The 21,226-nt window shown below is 59.0% G+C and carries 15 protein-coding genes; 4 read left to right on the top strand and 11 right to left on the bottom strand.

Annotation, left to right across the window (positions count from 1 at the left end; all coding sequences use genetic code 11):
* Positions 1 to 20 precede the first annotated feature (20 nt).
* The 3 genes from BN5935_RS07240 to BN5935_RS07230 are packed head-to-tail and all read right to left on the bottom strand — an operon-like array spanning position 21 to position 6,850.
* Positions 21 to 3,410 carry a SusC/RagA family TonB-linked outer membrane protein gene (locus BN5935_RS07240; RefSeq protein WP_235821040.1) on the bottom strand — a complete coding sequence of 1,130 codons (3,390 nt, stop codon included), beginning with the start codon at positions 3,408 to 3,410 and terminating at the stop codon, positions 21 to 23.
* Between the two features lie 12 nt (positions 3,411 to 3,422).
* Positions 3,423 to 5,720 (bottom strand): S9 family peptidase, encoded by a 2,298-nt coding sequence (locus BN5935_RS07235; RefSeq protein WP_235821039.1) that lies wholly within the window; start codon positions 5,718 to 5,720, stop codon positions 3,423 to 3,425.
* Entirely contained in the window at positions 5,717 to 6,850 is a 1,134-nt protein-coding gene (locus BN5935_RS07230; protein ID WP_235821038.1) for a S8 family serine peptidase, read from the bottom strand. Before BN5935_RS07230 ends, BN5935_RS07235 begins: the two co-directional genes overlap by 4 nt.
* Positions 6,851 to 6,877: 27 nt before the next feature.
* Here BN5935_RS07230 and BN5935_RS15520 point away from each other — a divergent pair, with 27 nt between their 5' ends.
* Positions 6,878 to 7,438, top strand: coding sequence for a hypothetical protein (locus BN5935_RS15520; protein ID WP_235821037.1), 561 nt, complete (start codon positions 6,878 to 6,880; stop codon positions 7,436 to 7,438).
* A gap of 47 nt (positions 7,439 to 7,485) precedes the next feature.
* On the opposite strand, the gene BN5935_RS07220 is transcribed toward BN5935_RS15520, so the two are convergent.
* The 7 genes from BN5935_RS07220 to BN5935_RS07190 form a co-directional block, all read right to left on the bottom strand.
* On the bottom strand, positions 7,486 to 8,718 hold the full coding sequence (locus BN5935_RS07220; RefSeq protein ID WP_064975515.1) for a phosphatase PAP2 family protein: 1,233 nt from the start codon (positions 8,716 to 8,718) through the stop codon (positions 7,486 to 7,488).
* A gap of 39 nt (positions 8,719 to 8,757) precedes the next feature.
* The gene (locus BN5935_RS07215) at positions 8,758 to 11,331 is read right to left on the bottom strand and encodes a calcium-translocating P-type ATPase, PMCA-type (RefSeq protein ID WP_064975514.1); all 2,574 of its coding nucleotides are present in this window, start codon (positions 11,329 to 11,331) and stop codon (positions 8,758 to 8,760) included.
* 7 nt (positions 11,332 to 11,338) lie between these two features.
* A complete protein-coding gene (gene rodA, locus BN5935_RS07210) occupies positions 11,339 to 12,781 on the bottom strand; it encodes a rod shape-determining protein RodA (RefSeq protein ID WP_064975513.1) in 1,443 nt (480 codons plus the stop codon).
* Positions 12,771 to 14,597 carry a peptidoglycan D,D-transpeptidase FtsI family protein gene (locus BN5935_RS07205; RefSeq protein ID WP_064975512.1) on the bottom strand — a complete coding sequence of 609 codons (1,827 nt, stop codon included), beginning with the start codon at positions 14,595 to 14,597 and terminating at the stop codon, positions 12,771 to 12,773. Before BN5935_RS07205 ends, rodA begins: the two co-directional genes overlap by 11 nt.
* Entirely contained in the window at positions 14,594 to 15,112 is a 519-nt protein-coding gene (locus tag BN5935_RS07200; RefSeq protein ID WP_064975511.1) for a rod shape-determining protein MreD, read from the bottom strand. The genes BN5935_RS07205 and BN5935_RS07200 overlap by 4 nt, the downstream gene beginning before the upstream one ends.
* A gap of 3 nt (positions 15,113 to 15,115) precedes the next feature.
* A complete protein-coding gene (gene mreC, locus BN5935_RS07195; RefSeq protein ID WP_064975510.1) occupies positions 15,116 to 15,967 on the bottom strand; it encodes a rod shape-determining protein MreC in 852 nt (283 codons plus the stop codon).
* A 205-nt stretch (positions 15,968 to 16,172) separates the two neighbouring features.
* Positions 16,173 to 17,192 carry a rod shape-determining protein gene (locus BN5935_RS07190; RefSeq protein ID WP_010266755.1) on the bottom strand — a complete coding sequence of 340 codons (1,020 nt, stop codon included), beginning with the start codon at positions 17,190 to 17,192 and terminating at the stop codon, positions 16,173 to 16,175.
* Between the two features lie 183 nt (positions 17,193 to 17,375).
* Between BN5935_RS07190 and BN5935_RS07185 the strand changes: the two genes are divergently transcribed.
* Together BN5935_RS07185 and BN5935_RS07180 are read left to right on the top strand one after the other, a co-directional pair.
* Positions 17,376 to 18,383 (top strand): NAD(P)H-dependent glycerol-3-phosphate dehydrogenase, encoded by a 1,008-nt coding sequence (locus tag BN5935_RS07185; protein ID WP_064975509.1) that lies wholly within the window; start codon positions 17,376 to 17,378, stop codon positions 18,381 to 18,383.
* A 7-nt stretch (positions 18,384 to 18,390) separates the two neighbouring features.
* Positions 18,391 to 19,722 carry a glucose-6-phosphate isomerase gene (locus tag BN5935_RS07180; protein ID WP_064975508.1) on the top strand — a complete coding sequence of 444 codons (1,332 nt, stop codon included), beginning with the start codon at positions 18,391 to 18,393 and terminating at the stop codon, positions 19,720 to 19,722.
* Positions 19,723 to 19,793: 71 nt separating this feature from the next.
* Here BN5935_RS07180 and BN5935_RS07175 read toward each other — a convergent pair whose 3' ends face one another.
* Positions 19,794 to 20,243, bottom strand: a complete 450-nt coding sequence (locus tag BN5935_RS07175; RefSeq protein WP_064975507.1) for a lipocalin family protein — start codon at positions 20,241 to 20,243, stop codon at positions 19,794 to 19,796.
* Positions 20,244 to 20,414: 171 nt separating this feature from the next.
* Between BN5935_RS07175 and BN5935_RS07170 the strand changes: the two genes are divergently transcribed.
* The gene (locus BN5935_RS07170) at positions 20,415 to 21,068 is read left to right on the top strand and encodes a rubrerythrin family protein (protein ID WP_204244896.1); all 654 of its coding nucleotides are present in this window, start codon (positions 20,415 to 20,417) and stop codon (positions 21,066 to 21,068) included.
* Positions 21,069 to 21,226: the final 158 nt, after the last annotated feature.

The following is a 21,226-nucleotide window of genomic DNA, read 5'->3' as shown; positions in this document are numbered from 1 at the left end:
TTTTGAAGTTGCCATATCATTTAAAAGCCGATCGAAAGTCCGATCGAGTAGGAGCGGCATTGGGGATAGACCGCGCCGGGAGTTTCGGGGTCCAGTCCCGAATAGTTGGTGAAGGTCGCCAGATTATTCACCGTAAACGATACGCTGCAGTTTTGCATGTGCATTTTGTTCACCCACGAACCCGGAAGATCGTAAAGCAGCGTCAGGGAACTGATCTTCAAATAGGAGACATTCTCCAACAGCAGACATCTCGTGACCCTCGACGTCGACGGAAGGCTTTGCGCGATAAGATTGCCGTTCGGATCGTAAAGACGACCGCCGTAGGTGTCGATCAGACGGGGATAACCGTCCGTAACCGGATTGTCGGGCGTCCAACGATGGGTCACGTCCCGCACGACGTTGAGGTGGTTGACGTAAAGATCGTATTTCGAGTTGGGAATCGGCTCTTTGTCTACCCCCGAAAGGTTCCTGTCGAGTTTCGAGTAGGAAGCCGGGGACTCGATGTTGTTCAGAACTTTCGCATTCAATGAGAAGTTTCCGTTCACACTGAGAGTCAATCCCTTGTAACGCACCGAGGTATTGAATCCTCCCGTCCACGGAGCCACCGACGTACCTACATAGAAAAGATAGTTCTCCATGTTCCGGTAATCCGCCACTTCGCTGATCTTTGCATCGGGCCGCAATTCATAATTATAGAACCCCGTTGCAGGATCGATACCTGTACTCTTGCCGGTAATGATCATGCCCTGAGGGTATCCTACATAATATTCGCCGTAAATGCTTCCGGTCGGAGAGACGTATTTGGTCAGTTTGTTCATGTTGTAGGAGGCGTTGACCGTCGCGTTCCAAGAAAAGTCCTTGTAACGCAGCAACGTAGCCCCCAAAGTCAGTTCGATACCCCGGTTCACCTGCTCGGACGTGTTGTATCCCTGCGTGATGAACCCGACCGCCGAATTCACACGGGAGGAGGTCACCAGATCGTATCCTTTGCGATTGTACGCCTCGATCTGCAACCGCAGGCGGTCCTTGAAGAATCCGATGTCGAGACCGGCCTTGACATCCCAAGTCTTTTCCCAGCTCAAATGCGGGTTAGGGGCGTTCGAGATAGTTCCCATACGGTAAAAATCCGTATCGGAAACCCGGAACGAAGTATCGTATTTCATAATGACCACCGGATAGACCGATTTGTTGATTCCTCCCGTATATCCGGTCGCCAGACGCAGGGTCATCGAACTGATTACGTCCGAAATCTTCCCTTTCATCCACGACTCTTCGTCTATGTTCCAAGAAAAACCGGCCGACCATGTCGCATTGAATTGCTCTTTGGCTCCGAAATTGTTCGACCCGTCGGACCGGACCGAAGCATTGAAGACATACCGGTTGAGTAAAATATAGTCGATCGTGCCATAAAACGACGCCATCGCATTCTCCGTTATGGCCTGCCCGGAAGAATTGTCGAGCGTCTTTCCGAAGTTGACCAGTTTATCGTAATCGATAATCGAACCGCTGCCGCTTGCAGGATAAAGCGGCGTTGAATGGTTGCCCGTCACGGGGTCATATCCGTAGCGTTTCGTGAAGATCGTTTTGGCGTAATTCCGGCTGATCTCGGCACCGGCCAGCACATTGAGCCGGTGGATTTCGCCGAAAGTATGTCCATAGGCGAAATGACCCCGCAGCATATAATTGGTATTGTATGTCGAAGTCTGGTAAATGGATCCATAAGTCCGTTTCGAGGTGGTCGTATTGTTTTCGAACGGTCGGTCCATCCATGCCGCATATGTATTCTTGCCGTTGATATTCTCGCTATTATCCGAGATATATGAGAATGAAGCGAGCCCGACAAAGCGCAAATCCTTGGTGATGTTGACCGTCGTGTTGCCCGTCAGCGTGAAATTTCCGCTGGTGCTCTTGGCGGAAGTCTCATTGATCTCCCGCATCAGGTTGAACCCATTGTCGGGGAGAGAAACCGTATAGCTTCCGTTGGCCTCGGTCTGGGAAAAATAGGTCTCGTCCGCCCGGTATGAACCATCATTATTGTAAGGACGTTCGTACGGATTGGCGAAATAGGCGTACTCAAACATATCCACATTGCTCGACGGAGATTTCGACGTCTGATAGGAAAAATCGGTGCTGACACCGAACGAGATAACCTTATTGGGGGTCACGTCGATCTTGCCGTTGAAGTTGTAGCGGTCGTACGAGTTTTTCAGCACGATACCCTGATCGTTGCCGTAACCCATCGAGAGGTAATAGGCCATTTTGGGATTACCGCCTGAAATCGAAAGGTAATGGCTCGTGGAAACCGTCGTCCGGAACAACTCCTCGAACCAGTCGGTCGTATGGCTGCCCAGTTCCGCAATCTTGGCATCCTGCTCAGCAGTGCTCAATCCCTTATATTTTCCGTATCCCGAGCGGATCATGCCCACGATGCCCACTACCGGATAGTAGCTTTTCCCGTCTGCCAAAAAGGCATTATAACCTTTGGCTGAAAACTCGTCCCATAATTCCTGCTCCCAAGCGAGTTTTTCACGCGAATTCATCAGGTTGGCAGAACGTGTGGGACGCGTCTGGATAGAAACCGTTCCGGAATAGTTAACGTGCGTAGGACCCGCCTTTCCCCGCTTGGTCGTCACGACGATCACACCGCCTGCTGCCTGCGAACCATAAATCGCGGCGGCCGCAGCATCCTTTAGCACCGAGATCGACTCGATATCGCTCGGATTGATTCCTCCGACTCCCGTGGCAAAGATGTTTGAAAAATCACCGGATCTGATCTGGCTGTTCGAAACCGGAGGCGTCGGCAGGCTTTTCTGCATCGGAACTCCGTCGATAACCCACAGCGGTTCGGCATTGCCCGTGATGGTGCTCGTTCCCCGGATACGAATCTTCGCAGCTTCTCCGGGACGCCCTGACACAGACTGGACGCTTACGCCGGCCAGTTTGCCCTGCAACAGTTTGTCGACGCCTTCCAACGGCGAAGTCTTGAGGTCCTTCCCCTCGATCACGGCAACCGAACCGGTGTTTTTGCGAATCTCGGTCTTGGCAAATCCCGTCACGACAACCTGACCGATATCCGTAGACTGCTCCTTGAGTACGACGTCGTACACGAACCGCAGCCCTGAACGGCTTTCGCGCTTGACCTTGATATTCTGCGGCTCGTACCCGATATAGCTGAAGCGCAACATGGCGCCTTCGGGAGCCGTGATCTTGTATTCTCCCTTGAGATCGGTGTTCGCCCCGACATGCGTGCCCACGACAACGACCGAAACCCCGATGAGCGGCATTCCGGACGCATCCTTAACCGTGCCCCGCACTGTGATTTTCTCATCACTCTGGGCGGCCGCAGGAACTGCGGATACCAGCAACGCTGTCAGGACAAAAAATGAAAAGAGTCGTAATGTCTGCTTCATACGCAATATCCGTTAGTTATGATTGACAATGTCTATATCCTGCTGAGGCAGCCCGAGCAGGTGTTCGGTGAAGTAGTAGCGGATCAGATTTATATAATACTTGTCACCCAGTCCATGATCCGCCCCGGGAATGACCATCATGTCGAAACGCTTACGGGCCCGGATCAATGCATCGGCAAGCCGGAACGTGGAAGCCGGATGCACATTGTTGTCCATATCTCCGGTGATGAGCATCAGTCGGCCGGCCAGCCGGTCGGCCAGTTCGATATTGGTCGGGATACGGCACTCGAAACATGGTTTCCCGTCCTTTCCCCGGGATTGTCTCACGCCATGGAATGTTTCGCCCCACCACTGCGTATAAATATTGTTGTCGTGATTGCCCGAAGCGGCCACCCCTACCTTATAAAATTCGGGATGATTCAGCATGGCGGCAACCGTCATGAAACCGCCTCCGGAGTGGCCGTAAATTCCTACCCTGCCGATATCGGCACAGGAATAACGGGCTGCGATCTGCCGGATCGCGGCCATGTCGTCGGCCAAGGCATAATCACGCAGATTTCCGTAGCCGAACGTATGGAAATCGCGTCCGCGCCACGGTCCGCTGCCCCGGTAGGCGAAATTGATGACCACAAAGCCGAGTTGCGCGAGCGACTGATTATAATTGTCATCCAGCGTAAAGGCCTGCGGAACCAGATCGACGTGCGGTCCGGGATAGACATTGCTGATGATCGGGTATTTCCGTCCGGGTTCCCGGTCGAAAGGCAGATAGACGACGCCGTAGAGTCGGGTCACGGAATCCGCAGCCAGCACTTCAACGACTTCCGGTTCTTTCCATCCCCGGGCATAGAGCTCCGAAAGGTCGCAGGATTCCAGTTCGATCCGGCTGCGGCCTTTCATATCGCAAATCTGATGGCGGGGCGCACGATCCATCCGCGACCATGTATCCGTCAGGAAACGCCCGTCGGGAGATAACGCCACCGAGTGATCGCCGTTCCCGGGCGTAAGCAAAGTCGGTTCGCCTCCGCTGAATCCGGTTTTATAATAGAAGCGGTAATGCGGGTTGATGCCCGGTTCGCGTCCGTAACCTTCGTAGACGATCGCACGGGCGAGCGTATCGATCCGTTCGATCTTTCCGGCGACATAGTCACCCGACGTCACGGCTCCTTGCAGGCGCCCGTCGCCATCATACAGGTAATAATGACCATAACCGGTCCGCTCCGACCACCAGAGAATGTCGCGGCCGTCGTTCAAGACATGAAAATTGAACTGTTGATCGTTTTGGGCCGGTTTGCACACCTCCCGGATAATCGGTTTGACCCGGTGTGCCGCGAAATCGACACGACAGAGTTCCACGCTGTCGCATGTACGGCTGCGGCGAACGAAATAAGCATGGCGGTCCGTATGCGTAATCATGCTGAACCGGGGAACTTCGACCTTCTGATCGGGCCAGCGGGCGATGTCGAGTTGCCGGATGCACAGGCTGTCGGCGTCGACGAGCCATGCGTCGTATTGCACGACATGCTTGTCGCCGGGCATGGGGAATTTATAGTTTTTGGCCTTGGGGCGCGGCCGGGCAAGGTTATCGACCAGCGTGAGCTCCTCTACCTCGCGTTTGTCTTCGCGTACCAACAGATAGTAATGGCTTTTTCCCATCCAACGACCGATGGCGGAACCGCGTGCCTCGGGCTTTATGTCGTTGCTTCCGCCGGTGGCGAACGAATGATAGCGTTCCCCGGTGTGAGTCAGCCGCACGCTGTCGGTCCCATCCCCGCGAAAAAGCATCAGGTCATGGCCGACAGCCGAAACGTAATACGAACTGTCGGCGGAGTAGCTGCGCCGATAGTCGCCCTGAGAAAAAAGATTTCCGCGGGAAGCATCCTTCCGGGGCTTTTCGCTCAATTCACCGCTTCGGCCGTCATAATGCAGCCGGTACTTGTTGTAATCGAACGTAAAACCGCGGGGATCGGAAGAGTCGAACTCAAGGCCGTAGAGCCTCAGTTCTTTCGGAGTCGGCATGCGCGACGAATCGGCGTAGGCGGCCAGTTGCCGGGCCATTGAGAAGCTGTCGAACAATGGCCGTTTACGCCATGTGCGGGTATCGACCAACCAATAACGACGCGCATCGGCATCATCCGACGTATAATGAAACCAGCGGCAGTCTTTACCGATCCACTGTACCGAAACGGATTGATTACGGATCAGATCACCGAGCGAATCCGACGAAAAACGGTCGGCACGCGCCATATAGGATTCTTGGGCACAGAGCGGACACAAGCTCCATACCATCAAAAATACAAGCAGCCGTTTCATCGCTTTCCGTATTTGCTGACTTTCGACGCCTCACTCAAAGCCGCCTGCGCATCGAGAATCCCTCCGCCGAGACAAACCTCTCGACCCGGAATCATACGCGGCGTCTTGGATTTTCCGGGTGCGGGCATTTCATCGTCCTGAAAATGCGCCGCCGTGCGAATCAGAATATTTCGCACTTCACAGGCCGTAAGGTCCGGATAGAAACTCCGCAGGACAGCCGCGATGCCGGAGACAACCGGAGCCGCAAGACTCGTACCCTGCGCCGTATCGTATTCGCCGTCGGGAGCCGTTGAACGAATATCCTCTCCGGGAGCTAACAGATCCACATTTTCAGCTCCATAGTTGCTGAACGACGCAACTCGCCCGTCGGGAGTCGAAGCCCCCACGACGATCAAATTCTCCAGACGCCTCCCTTTCCTATCCCGGCAGACCGGAAACATGGGACGGGCATCGACATTCACGCCATCGTTTCCCGAAGCCATAACCAGCAATACGTCCTTGTGCCGGGCATATTCCATGGCAGCCAATACCTCGTCCCAATGGGGCGACAAATATTTGCCGAAACTCATATTCACCACTTTCGCACCATTGTCCACCGCATAACGAATCGCAGCCACCACATCGCGGTCGTATTCATCGCCTTCGGGAATAGCCCGGACCGAAAGGATTTTCACCGGACGGGGCATATCGCCCGCGTTCGTGGCGCAGGCGGCGATTATTCCGGCTACCATCGTACCGTGGTAGGCATCCTCGTCAATCCGGTTGTTCCCGTAGCGGAGATTCCGGAAATCATCCGGCGTATTACCCAATCGGAGATGAGGATCGTCATTCAGGGAATCAAGACTTGCCACCCGTTTGGCCGAGAGCAGATATTCGTCCTCGATCGTTTGCACGGCGTCGCGCCACGGCATATCGGGAAGGAACATGACAGGGGTGGAAGCAGCGATCGACAGGGCCCGTGCAAGGCCCGTGGTATCGGACAATTCAAGTTTTTGGAAATCTGCGACCGTAGTCTCCCGGTCGCCGTATCGCCAGCGCATCAGCGAATCGCAAATGCGAAAAGCGTCGGCCCGGGCGCGTTGATATGCCGCAAAAGTAATGTAGGTGTCGAGCCGGGCGGCCCGTTCCATCTGTTTATAATAGGTATAATCGGCTTTTTGAGCCGACGTCAGCCGGGCTGTATCAGCGTCCTTGAAACGGGAACGCAACCGTTTGTATTCGCGGAAAGGCTCCGTGCCGGCCCTCTGGAAAGTCTCTCCCGCAGCATTGCCGAGGAAGTTCCAACCGTGAATGTCGTCAATGTAGCCGTTCCTGTCATCATCACGGCCGTTGCCGGCTTGTTCGCGGGGATTGGTCCAGATGAAATCCGCAAGAGCCGGATGCGAAATATCCAAACCGCCGTCAATGACGGCGACGATTATTTCAGACTTTTTTCGGGGGGGGGATTTTTACCCTTTACCGCACAAGCCTCTGTCAAACGGACTCCGCAAAGCGAGTCCGAAGACGACAAGAACCAAGGAGAATTTCCTTGCGCAAACAGCGTTGTTGCCGAAAACAGACATGCGGCAGAAGTGGAAAATAAGATCTTAGAGTTCATAGTGGCAAATATAGTGAAAATCTGGAATTACAAACAATATTGTATGATTTTATTAATTCCAGACAGTGCATTTAACATTTATTCACAGCTCTTTAAATCTACCCAGATGGGGATTGTATGAGGTTGACTCGATTTTCGAGGCGACCGAATCGGGATCCGTTTTTCGTTTCAGAAGGCCGCGCAGACGCCGATGCCGAACGTCAGCTTGTGGACCCGCCGCCCCGAAACGCCCGTCAGGGGCGGTGCAACGTCGTAGTCGGTCGAGAAACGCACGCCGAGGTTCTGGGTGGCGAGGTAGGTCGAGGAGATGCCCGTGCCGAATGAAAAACCGCTGCGGCCCTCCAGCCGCCGGAGGTCCGTGTCGCAGGACTTGTAAATCTCGCAGCCGGCAAGCAGTTTCGCACCGACCAGCCACCGCATCGAGAAGGGATAGGAGAAATAGGGACCCGCATAGACCGAGGCGCACTCCAAGTTGTCGTTCTGAGCCGCGCCGTTGACCTTCACCCGCAGGTTGGTACACGAAAAGCGGCCTCCGACGCCCCAGTAGGGCGAAGCGAACCAAGCCCCCTGAACCTGTACGGCAGGCCCTGCGAGGAGCTGCACCCGCATGTCGGAATAAAGCCTATAAGTCCCCGGCACAGTCGTCAGCCCGAGGCCGAAACCCAGAAACGAGGGACGGCGGTAGCGGTCATAGACCGAATAGGTCTCCGTGACGAGCAGCCCTTTGTCCTTGAAAATCAAGTCGGCGAGGAAATACCCCAGCTCCGTGGCCAGAATGCCGATGCCGGCGCCGACCATGATGTCGCTCATCCAGTGGCGGTTGTTTAACTGGCGCGTGACCCCCGTGACCGTCGCCACGGTGTAGCCGCCGATGCTGTACCACGGACTGCGGTGGCCGTACTCTTTGTGGAGCATCGTGGCAGTCATGAAGGCCGTGGCCGTATGTCCCGAGGGAAAGGAGTTGCGCGACGAACCGTCGGGACGCATCACGCGGCAGGAGTATTTCAGCGAGTTGACGCCGACGGCCATCAGGCCCGCCGAAAAGGCGTCGGAGACCAGCATGCGGCCCCACGAACTGCGCCCTTTGACGCCAAAAGCCTTCATGCCGACCATCAACCCGGCCGGAGCGTACTGGAGATAATCGTCGTAATCGTGGCGGAACGAACGGCTGTAACCGTTGCGCAGGCGCCGGAAATCGGCGTCATAAGCCTGCATGACGATACCGCCCACGATAAGCGGCGTGCCGATGAAGAGCATGCGGTAGGCTTTCGTCGAAGTGTGGCGGTCGATACGCTGGCGGAATGCGCCGCCCGCGCTCATGTCGACACTGTCCGGCAACTGCGCCCATGCTCCCAGACCCACAAAAGAGAGCAGGCAGGCGGCGGCAAAACGTTTGAACATTTATATATGCAGACGCAACTATATATATTGTAGACGCAACTATTTTTTACGACGGATAGCACGGATCAGTTCGCCGCCGATGGCCAGCAGCGAAGTGAAGCCGATCACCTCGGCCCATTCGCCCCACGTCAGCGGCACGGTGCGGAACACCTCGCCGCCGAACTCCACGATCAACACCTGTCCCACGCCGATGGCCAGCAGGATCAGGAAAAATTCGCGGCACCCCCCGAGGCAGGTAAACACCGAATGACGGGTTTCGAAACCCTTGGCGTTGAACATGTTCCAGAACTGCAGGAAGACGAACGTCGAGAAGAACAGCGTCAGTTGGCGCACCGTAAGTCCGCCCTCGGTGATCGTCCACCAGAAGAGCATCCCCAGCAGGACCGTGACCATGACCATGCCGCAGGTGAAGATGGTGCGGGCCATGGCGCGCGTGATGATGAACTCGTCCCTCGGACGGGGCTTGTCGCGCATCACCTCGGCGCTGGGCGGCAGCGAGGCCATCGCCATCGCCGCGAAGGTGTCCATGATGATGTTGACCCAGAGAATCTGCACCACCGTCAGCGGCATCTCGGTACCGAACACGGCGCCGACGAAGCAGATGAGGATGGCCGCGAAGTTGATCGTCAACTGAAACAGCACGAACCGCTGGATGTTGCGGTAAAGCGAGCGGCCCCACATCACGGCCGTGGCGATCGAAGCGAACGAGTCGTCTAACAGCGTGATGTCCGAAGCGTCCTTGGCCACGGAGGTTCCCGAGCCCATCGAAAGGCCCACGTTGGCGAAATTCAGCGCCGGGGCATCGTTCGTGCCGTCGCCCGTGACGGCCACCACCTCGCCCCGCTGCTGCAACAGCCGCACGAGGCGCTGTTTGTCGAGCGGCCGGGCACGGGACATGATCTTCAGCTCCTGTACGCGTTCCAGCAGTTCCTCGTCGCTCAGGGCGGCGAAATCCGTACCGGTGATATGGTTGCGGTCGCCGTCCTCGGCGTCGTTCCACAGCCCGATCTGGCGGGCGATCTCACGCGCCGTGGCCGGGGTGTCGCCCGTGACGATCTTGATGCCGATGCCGGCCCCGAGGCAGCGTCCGACAGCCGCGGGAACATCCTCGCGGACGGGGTCGGAGATGGCCGCGACAGCCGTGAAATGCAAATTGCCGACCTTGACAGCTTCCAGACAGTCGTCCGACGCGGTCTCGGCCCATGCCACGGCCAGCGTGCGCATGGCGCGGCTCTGGAAACCGAGCAACTGCTCGGCGACCTGTGCGTCCTTGCCGTCCGGGGCGCACATCGTGCGCACGATCTCCGGTGCACCCTTCACACAGAGGATGCGGCGGCCCGAGACGCCGCTTTCGACGATCGTCGCCATGTATTTGCGTTCGGTCGAGAAGGTCAGCCGGTCGACGATCGTCGCCCCGGCACGCAGCGGTTCGTAATCCTCGCCGCGGCTGCGCAGCCACTCGAGCAGGGCCCCTTCCGTGGGGTTGCCGATGATGTGTCCCTCGGCATCGAGGAACGCCGTGGTGTTCAGCGCCACGATCTCGGCGAAATCCCGCTCGGGAAGCGCGTCGTAGCGCACCAGCTCCTGCACATGCATGCGGTTCTGGGTGAGCGTGCCGGTCTTGTCGGTGCAGATGACCGTCACGGCGCCCATCGTCTCGCAGGCGTGCATCTTGCGCACGAGGTTGTTGGTCTTGAGCATCCGCCGCATGGACATCGCCAGCGACAGCGTGATCGACATCGGAAGCCCCTCGGGGACCGCCATGACGATGATGGCCACCGAAACCATGAAGATTTGCAGGACGTGCTGGGAGATCGTCAGCCAGTCGCCGTCGAGCAGCCCGCCCACGAAGATCGCCTTACCCAGCATCACGCAGAAGATCAGCACCGACAGGAGAATGCCCAGACGGCCGATCAGGCGCGAGAGGCGCGTCAACTGGCGGTCGAGCGGCGTCTGTTCGTCGTTCTGCACGGTGGCCTGCTCCGTCACCCGCCCGGCCTCCGTCGCGTCGCCCACGGCCGTGACGACCATCACGCCGTAACCGTCCGCCACGGTCGTCCCCCGCAGCACGGCGTTCGACGGGTAGGTCGCCTCGGGGTCGAAATCGGCCTCGTTGACGGTTTTGTCCACCTCGGGTTCGCCCGTGAGGGTCGATTCGTTGATTTTCAGCGACACGGCCTCGACCAGTTCGCCGTCGGCGGGGATCGTCTCGCCGCCCTCGATATAGACCACGTCGCCGGCAACGACGTCACGGCGGGGGATTTCACGGATCGCACCCTCGCGCATCACCTTGACGGGGATGTCGTCGTTGACCTGATTCAGCCGCCGGAAGCGCCGCTGGGCGTCCCACTCGAACCAGAAGCCGACACATGTGGCGAGGATGATGGCGCAGATAATGCCCACGGATTCGGTGAAATCCTTGTGGATGAAGCCGATGGCCAGCGACAGCACGGCGGCCAGCAGCAGGATGCGGATGATCGGATCACGGAATTTTTCGAGCAGCAGCCGCCACACCGAATCGTCTTTCGGAGGGGTGATGACATTGTCGCCGTGCTGACGCCGGCTTTCGGCGACTTCCTGCGGGGAGAGTCCCCGGGGATCGAAGGGTATCATAGCATTGTCAAAATTTGGTCAGGGAGAACTGCCGCGTCGAGGCATCGAGCCGCACGGCGATGAACAACAGGATGGTGAAGGCGATGAGCGACGAACCTCCGTAGCTCATGAAGGGCAGCGGAATGCCCATGACGGGCATCAGGCCGATGGTCATGCCCACGTTGACCAGCACATGGAACAGCAGGATCGCCGCCACGCAGTAGCAGTAGATGCGCCCGAAAGGCTCCTGCTGCCGCTCGCCCATGCGCATCAGGCGCAGGATGAGGATGCACAGCAGCGACAGCACCACAATAGCTCCCAGAAAACCCCACTCTTCGCCCACGGTGCAGAAGATGAAGTCGGTATGCCGTTCGGGCACGAACCCGTATTTGATCTGGGTACCCTCCAGAAAGCCCTTGCCCCAGAAGTTGCCCGAGCCGATGGCGATCTTGGCCTGATTGACGTTGTAATCGGTGCCCAAGGGGTCGCTGATGATGCCCAGAAAACTCAGGATGCGGTCCCGCTGGTGCTGTTTGAGGATCGAATTGAAAATGTAGTCGGTGGTGGGCAGGAAGACCATCGAACCGATGAACAGTCCCAGCGTAATGTAGATGTTACGCAGGTTCGACCGGTAGGCGTAGGCCGCCACGAATCCCAGCGAGAGGATCGTCACGATCAGCAGCGAGTGGTAAATGTCCAGCACCCCCGGAGCGATGAGCGACATCACGAGGCACAGCAGGATGCTCGCCAGCGCCAGCACGGCCAGAAAGACGATCCGCGAGCGCCACAACCCGTTCATCATCGCCTCCGAGAGGGTGCAGACCAGGATCAGCGAGACGAGGAGCGTCATCGGCGAGAGCAGGAACGAGACGATGAACAGCGCGGCGATCAGCAGGACCGGAATGCAGAGCCATTTGTTCAGTCCCTCGCGGTAGAGCACGAAGAGGAACGACCCCAGCACGATGCCCGACCCGGTATCGTTTTGCAGGATGATGATCAGCAGCGGAATGCAGATCACCATGCCTACTCTAAAAAGATCCCCGGCGCGGTTGATCGAGAACGAATATTCGCTCATCACGCGGGCCAGCGCCAGAGCCGTGGCGATCTTGGCGAACTCCACGGGCTGCACGCGGAACGAGCCGAACTCAAACCACGCCTTGGCACCGTTGACCTCGCGGCCGAACAGCAGCGCGGCCAGCAGCAGCGCGAGACCTCCCAGATAGGCCGGATAGGCGAACATATGGTAGAACCGCTCGTCGAGCAGCAGCACGACGAGCGCCGTGACCCATGCCACGCCGATCCACAGCAACTGCTTCATGTAGAAATGCGAGAAGGAGAAAAGGTCGGCCGAACCCTCGTCGTACGAAGCCGAGGTGATCGACAGCCACCCTGCCAGCACGATCAGCACATACAGCAGGACTGTCCAGCCGTCCACTCCGTAGAAGATGCCGCTATGCCGGTTACTTGTCATAAGCAGGGTAATAGATGTTCATGTTCTTGACATATTCCAGCATGGCCGGACGGCGGATCGTGTCCGTCAGGTAATACTCCTCCAGCAGGCTGGCGATCGGAAGCGCCGCCGAAGCGCCGAAACCGCCGTTCTCGACGTAGACCGAGATGGCGATCTTCGGGTTGTCCTTCGGGGCGAACGACAGGAAGGTCGAGTGGTCGCGGCCGCGCGGATTCTCGGCCGTGCCGGTCTTGCCGCAGACGTCCCATCCGTCGAGCCGCGCCAACGTCGAGGTGCCCCCGACATTCACGCCCCGCCACATGCCCTCGACGATCGGCTCGAAGTGCTTCGGATCGACTTTCGTATAATGCCGCTCGTAGAACCGGGCGTCGAGCGAATCGCGCCCTTCGATCTTTTTCACGATGTGCGGAATGTAGTAGTAACCGCGGTTGGCGACGATGGCCGCGAGGTTGGCCAACTGCAACGGCGTGCAGCCCAGCGCATCCTGCCCGATCGAGAGCGACAGCACCGTGAGCGAGTTCCACGAACCCCGGTACTGACGGTCGTAGAAAGCCCGGTCGGGGACATAGCCGTTGCGCTCGTCGAGGAAGTCCGAACCCAGCTTGCGGCCGAAGCCGAAGCTCTCGACATAGGATTTCCAGACGTCGTAGCCCTCCTTCACGCTCCCGTATTTGGGGTTGTCGAGGATGTCGCGGAAGACATAACAAAAATAGGCGTTGCACGAGGTGGCCACCGCAAAGCGCAGGTCCAGCGGCGAAGCGTGGGCATGGCAGGCCATCTTCAGGCGTCCGGCCTGATAACCCATGTGGCAGGAGTGGAGGTCGGAAGGCCGCAGCACCCCCTCCTGCAAGCCGATCAACCCCTGCACCAGCTTGAAGGTCGAACCCGGCGGATAAGCTGCCCGCACCGCCCGGTTGAACAGCGGCTGGCGTTTGTTGCGGAGCATCTCCATATAGTTGTTGCCGCGTTCGCGGCCCACCAGCCGGTCGGGATCGTAGGTCGGCGAGGAGACCATCATCAGGATTTCGCCCGTCGAAGGCTCGATAGCCACCGCAGCCCCCACCTTGCCGCGCATCAGCTCCTCGCCCAGCAGTTGCAAGCGGGCGTCGATGGTGCTCACGAGGTAGCGGCCCGGGTCGGGCAGCGAGTCGTAACGGCCGTTCATGTAGGAGCCCTTGATGGCCCCGTGGGTGTCGATCTCCTGAATCTTGACACCTTTGCGGCCCCGGAGCTCCGGCTCGTAGGCCGACTCGACGCCGCCCATGCCCACATAGTCGCCGATCTTGTAGTCCGGATGGCGTTTCAGGTAGTCGCCGTTCACCTCGCTGACATAGCCCAGCAGGTTGCCGCCCACCTCGCGGGGGTATTGGCGCACGGTCCGGTAGACGGCATAGAAGCCCCGGAAGTTGCACTCGTCGAAACGCAGTTTGTCCTCCTTGGAAATGTAGCTCATCACGAGGCGCGGCGCCCGCGGACGCATCCGCGCATTGGCCAGTTCCCGATCGAGCTTCACCCGCGGGAGGCTCAGCACCTCGCACAGCCGGGCCGTGTCGAAGCCCCGCTTGTCGATCTCGCTCGAAATGACCATCAAATCGTAACATTCGCGGCTCTGGACCAGATATTCGCCGTTGCGGTCGAAGACCTCGCCCCGCGGCGGGTACTGGACCACATGCCGCAGCACGTTGGCCCGCGCAAGGTCGTCATAACGCGAGTCGATCAACTGGATGTAGGCCAGCCGCCCGACGATCAGCGCAAAGACCAGCAGCACGACGACCTGCAGGGTCCGCATCCGGGCAAAACCCTCTGAACGACTCATACGCGCACGGGGAGTTTGGCCGTAAAGATACGGGCGATGATCCAGATGAAACCCACCGACACCGCCGAGCTGACGACGATGCGCAGCAGCGTATGCAGCACATGAGTCCACGAGAGGGCTTCGAGCGAAAAGAAGACGGCGTGGTGGATGAGCGTCAGCGCCACGAGGTAGCCGACGAAAAGGCGTTCACCGAAACGTGCCGAGGAGGGAATGCCTCCTTCCCGGGCGTTCTCGCTGCCGTAGAGCATTCCGATAAGCGTCGGCCGCAGGAAGGCGATCAGCAGCGTGGCGATGGTATTGATCCCGGCGGCGCCCATCACGCAGTCCATCGTGACGCCCAGCGCCAGACCGGCGCCGAGCACCGCCACCGGCAGCGTGTCGAGCGGCAGCAGGGCGATGAAGACGATGTAGACGAGCGGATTGAGGTAGATGCTGATCGACAGGTTGTCGAACAGGAAAACCTGCAGCAGGACCGCCGCCGCGAAAAGTCCGAGATATGGGAGTGTGCGATGCATTTGTCAGAGTCGGGTATGTTGTTCGACTTGTTCGCTCTGCTGGAGGTCGCGGATTTCGAAGAGGTCGCGGTTGCCGACCAGCACCACCTCGCCCAGCCGCGACATCTCGGCCGCGAGCCGCACCCGGACCGTATAGGCCGTGCGGGTCTCGTTGAGCGAAGCGCTCTCGACCCAGCCGATCAGCACGTCGGCGGGGAAAAACTGGGAAAATCCCGTCGTCACGACCTCCTGCCCGGGCTGCGGATCGGCGTATTTCGAAAGTTCGCCGAGGATCACGACGTTCTGATCGAGGCCGTCCCAGTAGATCGAGCCGTAATATTCGGAGTCCGCGAGCTTGCCGCTGGCGCGGAACGAGGTGTTGAGCACCGACATCGCCACCGAGTAGCGCTCCGTGCAGGCGACGATATAGCCCGCCATCGCACCGTCGGGCGACAGCACGGCCATCTCCTCCACAACGCCGTCGCGGTGCCCGCGGTTGACCGTGATGAGGTTCTGCGCCCGGTTGACCGTGTTGGCCACGACCGAGGCGGTGGCGAAACGGTATTTCGACTCGCCGATATCCTGCATGTAGCTGTCCAGCCGTTCGGCGGTGGCGGCCTCCTCGTACTGGGCCAGCCGCTCCTCGAGCTGCGTGACACGCGTGAGCAGCATCCGGTTCTCGCGCCCCAGCGTGAAGTAGTGACCGATACCCGCAAAGAGCCCGTGCACGCCGCCGACCACTTGGTTGGAACGTGAGAGCAGCCGCGCCTGAGTGTAGTAGGTGGAACGGGCGTAGTAGCTGACGGCCACGGCCTCCAGCACCACGAACAGCACCACGACGTAAACGCTGCGGATGAACTCGAACAGTTTGCGCAAAGCAGTTCTTTAATTTAAGATTGCGGACCAAGGCCCGCAATCGTTTTACTCAAAATCCATCAGCTTTCCTACCCGGCAATTCCGGGTTTCGGCTTTAGGGGAGCAGATTTTGCATCGACCGAAATCGGACGGGGCAGGAGCATACAGACGTATGTGACTGTCCCGGCCGGTGAGGAGATGTGAAATATGCCCCATAAAACGAAAGCTATTTCATTAAGAACGAGAACCGATTGATATTCTTCAATGCAATGCCCGTCCCGCGCGCAATGGCCCGCAGCGGGTCCTCGGCGATGTGGAACGGAATGCCGGTCTTCTCGTTCAGACGCCGGTCGAGACCCTTGATCAGCGCACCGCCGCCGGCCAGATAGATGCCGTTCTTCACGATGTCGGCATACAGCTCGGGCGGCATGGACTCCAGCACCTTCATCAGCGCGGCGTCGATCTTCGTGAGCGATTTCTCCAGCGCATAGGCGATCTCGCTGTACGACAGCGACACGGTCTGCGGCAGGGCCGTCAGCATGTTGGGGCCCGTCACCACGAAGTCCTCGGGTTCCTGCTCCAGATCCGAAACGGCGGCGCCGATCGAACATTTGATCGCCTCGGCCGTGCGTTCGCCGATGCGGATGTTGTGCTGCTGGCGGACATAGCTCTGGATGTCGTTGGTGAAGACGTCGCCCGCCGTGTTGATCGACTCCGAGCAGACGATGCCGCCCAGCGAGATGCAGGCGATCTCCGACGTGCCGCCGCCGATGTCGATGACCATGTTGCCTTCGGGCGCCTCGACGTCGAGTCCGGCTCCGAGCGCCGCGGCCATCGGTTCGTAGATCATGTAGACCTCGCGGCCCCCGGCGTGCTCGGCCGAGTCGCGCACGGCGCGGATTTCGACGTTGGTCGAACCCGAGGGAATGCAGATCACCATCCGCAGCGACGGGGCGAAGAGGCTGCCCGAGGTCTTGACTTTCTTGATCATGCCCCGCAGCATCAGCTCCGTGGCGTTGAAGTCGGCGATCACGCCGTCCTTCAGCGGACGGATCGTCTTGATGTTCGGATTGGTCTTCTCGTGCATCTGCCGCGCCTGCTGGCCGATGGCGACCAGTTTACCCGTATGAACGTCCAGCGCGACGATCGACGGTTCGTCCACGACGACCTTGCCGTTATAAATTATCAGCGTGTTGGCCGTACCGAGGTCGATGGCCAGCTCCTGTGTCAGTGAAAAAATTCCCATAAGGCTACAACACCCAATTATTTCGTAAAATACTTTAATTTCAGCTAAATACGCGGATACCTCACCACCCCGTCGCCGGGGCGGCCACGCATCCGGACAAAGGTACTAAAAAGCCCCGGAAATTTTTGTATTTTATTCTAATTTTTTTTATTTACATTTGTAGTCGAAAAACTGAAACTCCGCATGGAATACAAAATCGGAACCGGCGCCCGCTGCGCGGTCATCGGCTACGGCAGTTGGGCGACGGCCATCGTCGGCCTGCTCACGGCGAACGGACAGCGCGTCGGATGGTATGTCCGCAATCCCGAGGTGCTCGAATCGCTGCGCACCGAAGGCCGCAACCCCCGCTACCTGAGCGACATGGAGTTCGACCGCGACTGCATAGCCCCTTCGGACGACCTCGACGCCGTGGTGTGCGACGCCGACATCGTGATACTGGCCACTCCGTCGGCCTACCTCAAGAATTTCCTCGCCCCGCTGACCGTCCCGCTCCGCGACAAATTCATCGTCTCGGCCATCAAGGGCATCGTCCCGGGCGACTACCAGACCGTCGTGGAGTACATCCACGACCATTACGAATTGTCGTACAGGCAGATCGGGCTCGTCACCGGCCCCTCGCACGCCGAGGAGGTCTCGCGCGGGAAACTCTCCTACCTGACCATCGTCTGCACCGATCCCGAAAACGCGCAGCGCATCGGCGAGAAGTTCGCCGGCGGGAACATCCGCCTCAGCTACTCCACGGACCTCTACGGCATCGAGTACGGCGCCATCCTGAAGAACATCTACGCCTTGGCCGTCGGGCTGGCCGTCGGACTGGGCTACGGCGATAATTTTCTGGCGGTGCTGATCGCCAACTCGGCGGGCGAGATGACCCGCTTCCTCGAAGAGAGCTATCCCGACAGGCGCGACACGCAGGTTTCGGCCTATCTGGGCGATCTGCTGGTGACCTGCTACTCGGTCTACAGCCGCAACCGGCGGCTGGGTCTGCTGATCGGCCACGGCTGCACGGTGAAAAGCGCCCTGAACGAGATGACGATGGTCGCCGAAGGCTATTTCGCCGCCGACTGCATCCGCCACATCAACGCCCGCCACAAGGTCGACATGCCCATCGCCGGGATGGTTTACCGCGTGCTCTACGAGGGCGCCTCGGCCCGCCGATGCATGCAGGAACTGACTACCAAATTAATCTGACAAAGATATGGAAACACTGAAATTAGACATTGCCAAAGCGGGTGTCGCCCTCACGGCCGACATCGAGGCCAAGGCACAGGCCGCCAACGCCCTGCTGCACTCGGGCAAAGGCGCCGGAAACGACTTTCTGGGTTGGGTGAAGCTCCCCTCGTCGATCTCGGAGGCCGAGATCAAGGCCATCGAAGAGCAGGCCGCGAAGCTGCGCGCCAAGGCCGACGTGGTGATCTGCATCGGCATCGGCGGCTCGTACCTCGGCGCCAAGGCCGTACTCGAAGCCATGGCCGATCCGTTCAAACTCCTGCACAAGGAGCAGAAATTCCCTACGGTTCTCTTCGCCGGACAGAACATCTCGGAGGATTACACCGCTGAACTGCTCGACGCCGTGAAGGAGCACTCGATCGCCGCCATCGTGATTTCCAAGTCGGGCACGACGACCGAACCGGCCATCGCCTTCCGCCTGATCAAAGCCGAGATCGAGAAGCGCTACGGCAAGAAGGAGGCGGCAGAGCGCATCGTGGCCATCACCGACAAGGCGCGCGGGGCACTCAAGACCCTCGCCACGCAGGAGGGCTATCCGACGTTCGTCATTCCCGACGACGTGGGCGGACGTTTCTCGGTGCTGACCCCCGTGGGGCTGCTGCCGCTGGCTGCCGCCGGAGTGGACATCGCGGCGCTCGTACACGGCGCGCAGGAGATGGAGAAGGCCACGGCCGAAGGCGTGCCTTTCAAGGAGAATCCCGCAGCCATCTACGCCGCCGTGCGCAACCTGCTTTACGAGGGAGGCAAGAAGATCGAGATTCTGGGTTCATACGAGCCTAAATTGCAGTATGTCAACGAGTGGTGGAAGCAGCTCTACGGCGAGAGCGAGGGCAAACAGGGCAAGGGCATCTTCCCGGCGAGCGTCACGCTGACGGCCGATCTGCACTCGATGGGCCAGTACATTCAGGACGGCGAGCGCACGCTCTTCGAGACGATCATCTCGGTAGCCAAACCCGCAGCCAAGGTCGTTATCGAAGCCGACAAGGAAAATCTCGACGGACTGAACTTCCTTGCCGGAAAGCGCATTTCGGAGGTCAACCGCATGGCCGAACTGGGCGTGCAACTGGCTCACATCGACGGCGGGGTTCCGAACATCCGCATCGAAATTCCCGAAATCTCGGCCCGGACGATCGGCGGCCTGCTCTACTTCTTCGAGAAGGCGTGCGGCATCAGCGGCTATATTCTGGGCGTGAATCCCTTCGACCAGCCCGGTGTCGAGGCGTACAAGAAGAACATGTTCGCCCTGCTGGACAAGCCCGGCTACGAGGAGGCTTCGAAAGCCATCAAGGCCCGGCTGTAACCCGCCGGCATTACGAAAAAAGCGGATTCTCTCGTGAGAGAATCCGCTTTTCATTTTTCCGGAGCCGGTTATCAGAGGAACGGCTTTTCCGCTCCCGACGAGCGCACGCCGGAGGCCACGACGCCGTCCTTCACATAGGCGGGGACCTCAACGGCGGTATAGATTGAAACGACATCCGTTTCCGAGCGCAACTGCAGCTCGGTCTTCGTCCGCTTCTCGATCACATAGCTGCTTTCCCACGGCATATCATCGGAATAAATCCCCGAAAGGACTCCTCCTTCGATGGTATAAGTGCCCGTCAGCTTCCGGTATCCGGGCACGTCGATGCTCTGGTAAAGCGAGAAGGTCCTGTCGGCGTTGAGCTGCAAGTAAACCTTGCCGGAGAGCTCCGTACCGCCGTTCCAGCGCGAGAGCATCCAGCCATCGTAATTGGTGGTATCTTCCTTTTTATCTTTACTGCCGCAGCCGGCCATCAGGAAAGCCAGCGCCGCAATGACACAGAATCTCAGTCCCCGTTTCATACGTTTCACCCGCCCCGCATCTGGTTTCCGCGGCGGCTCACAAATATAGGGTTTGAAATCCGAAATCCAAAGCCTCCGGGCGAAAAATCCCCCGGCGGCGGATGAAAAGGCCCTCCGTTGGCATAAAAAATGCACCTCCCGATCCGTGTTCTCCCTCAATCGTACGACACCATGAAACTGCGTTTGGTCCTGATACTCCTGCTGTTCGCGGCATCGGCCGGCATCCTCGTCTGGCTGTACTGCGCGGCCACGCGCACACCCCGCGTGCCGCAGGCATCGCCGTGGAGCGAGACGCTCGCGGACCTCGACGCCTGCTGCCGCCGCAAGCACGTCAAGTCGGTGCAGTACGACAACTTCGCCGCAATCGCCGCCGGGGAATCCCGCCGGGATGCCGAACGGCTGTTCCGGGCCATGGCCTTCTCCGAGCGGTTGCAGGAGCACGACTGCGCGGAGGTCATCGTACATCTGGGCGGCAACTACACGCCCCCGGCCCGGATCATCCTCTTCGGAGGCACAACCGACGACAATCTGGAACGGAGCATCGCCTGCGAACTCCGGAGCCTCGGCAAACGGCAGGGCGCGGAGATCGACCGCGCGATGCGAAAAGGCAACCGCTATGCGGCGCGGATACTGGCCCGGGCCGCCGCCTCGGACCGGCGGAATGCCGCTCTGATGGAGTATTGCCGGCGCATCGGAAGGCATCATCCGGACAACTGCCGGTTCTTCGTATGCCCGGAGTGCGGCAACCTCTATGCGGCGGAATACCGCGACTATTACTGTCCGTTCTGCCTGACCGGCAGCGAACGATTCGTAAGGTTCGAATAGCCCCTACGACTTGTTCCCCGCGCCTTCGACGCTGAGATTATACCGCTTTTTGATCGGCAAAAAGCGGCGCAAAAACCGACCCGCGGACAAAAAAGCCTAAAAGACGCGGTCTAACGCTGGCTCCGGGCGACTATTCGCGGGTTTGCAAGCAAACCGTC

Origin of the sequence: Alistipes provencensis (genome assembly GCF_900083545.1) — a bacterium.
Lineage (GTDB): Bacteria > Bacteroidota > Bacteroidia > Bacteroidales > Rikenellaceae > Alistipes > Alistipes provencensis.
The sequence above is the reverse complement of the archived record's forward strand: the minus strand, read 5'-3'. Positions and strand labels throughout refer to the sequence as shown.

Bases quoted from the DNA above. Each gene is read 5' to 3' on its own strand.
- BN5935_RS07240 (WP_235821040.1), bottom strand. From the start codon at position 3,410: ATGAAGCAGACATTACGACTCTTTTCATTTTTTGTCCTGACAGCGTTG.
- BN5935_RS07235 (WP_235821039.1), bottom strand. From the start codon at position 5,720: ATGAAACGGCTGCTTGTATTTTTGATGGTATGGAGCTTGTGTCCGCTC.
- BN5935_RS07230 (WP_235821038.1), bottom strand. From the start codon at position 6,850: ATGGAACGGGCCGCCCGGCTCGACACCTACATTACTTTTGCGGCATAT.
- BN5935_RS07220 (WP_064975515.1), bottom strand. From the start codon at position 8,718: ATGTTCAAACGTTTTGCCGCCGCCTGCCTGCTCTCTTTTGTGGGTCTG.
- BN5935_RS07215 (WP_064975514.1), bottom strand. From the start codon at position 11,331: ATGATACCCTTCGATCCCCGGGGACTCTCCCCGCAGGAAGTCGCCGAA.
- rodA (WP_064975513.1), bottom strand. From the start codon at position 12,781: ATGACAAGTAACCGGCATAGCGGCATCTTCTACGGAGTGGACGGCTGG.
- BN5935_RS07205 (WP_064975512.1), bottom strand. From the start codon at position 14,597: ATGAGTCGTTCAGAGGGTTTTGCCCGGATGCGGACCCTGCAGGTCGTC.
- BN5935_RS07200 (WP_064975511.1), bottom strand. From the start codon at position 15,112: ATGCATCGCACACTCCCATATCTCGGACTTTTCGCGGCGGCGGTCCTG.
- BN5935_RS07190 (WP_010266755.1), bottom strand. From the start codon at position 17,192: ATGGGAATTTTTTCACTGACACAGGAGCTGGCCATCGACCTCGGTACG.
- BN5935_RS07185 (WP_064975509.1), top strand. From the start codon at position 17,376: ATGGAATACAAAATCGGAACCGGCGCCCGCTGCGCGGTCATCGGCTAC.
- BN5935_RS07180 (WP_064975508.1), top strand. From the start codon at position 18,391: ATGGAAACACTGAAATTAGACATTGCCAAAGCGGGTGTCGCCCTCACG.
- BN5935_RS07175 (WP_064975507.1), bottom strand. From the start codon at position 20,243: ATGAAACGGGGACTGAGATTCTGTGTCATTGCGGCGCTGGCTTTCCTG.
- BN5935_RS07170 (WP_204244896.1), top strand. From the start codon at position 20,415: ATGAAACTGCGTTTGGTCCTGATACTCCTGCTGTTCGCGGCATCGGCC.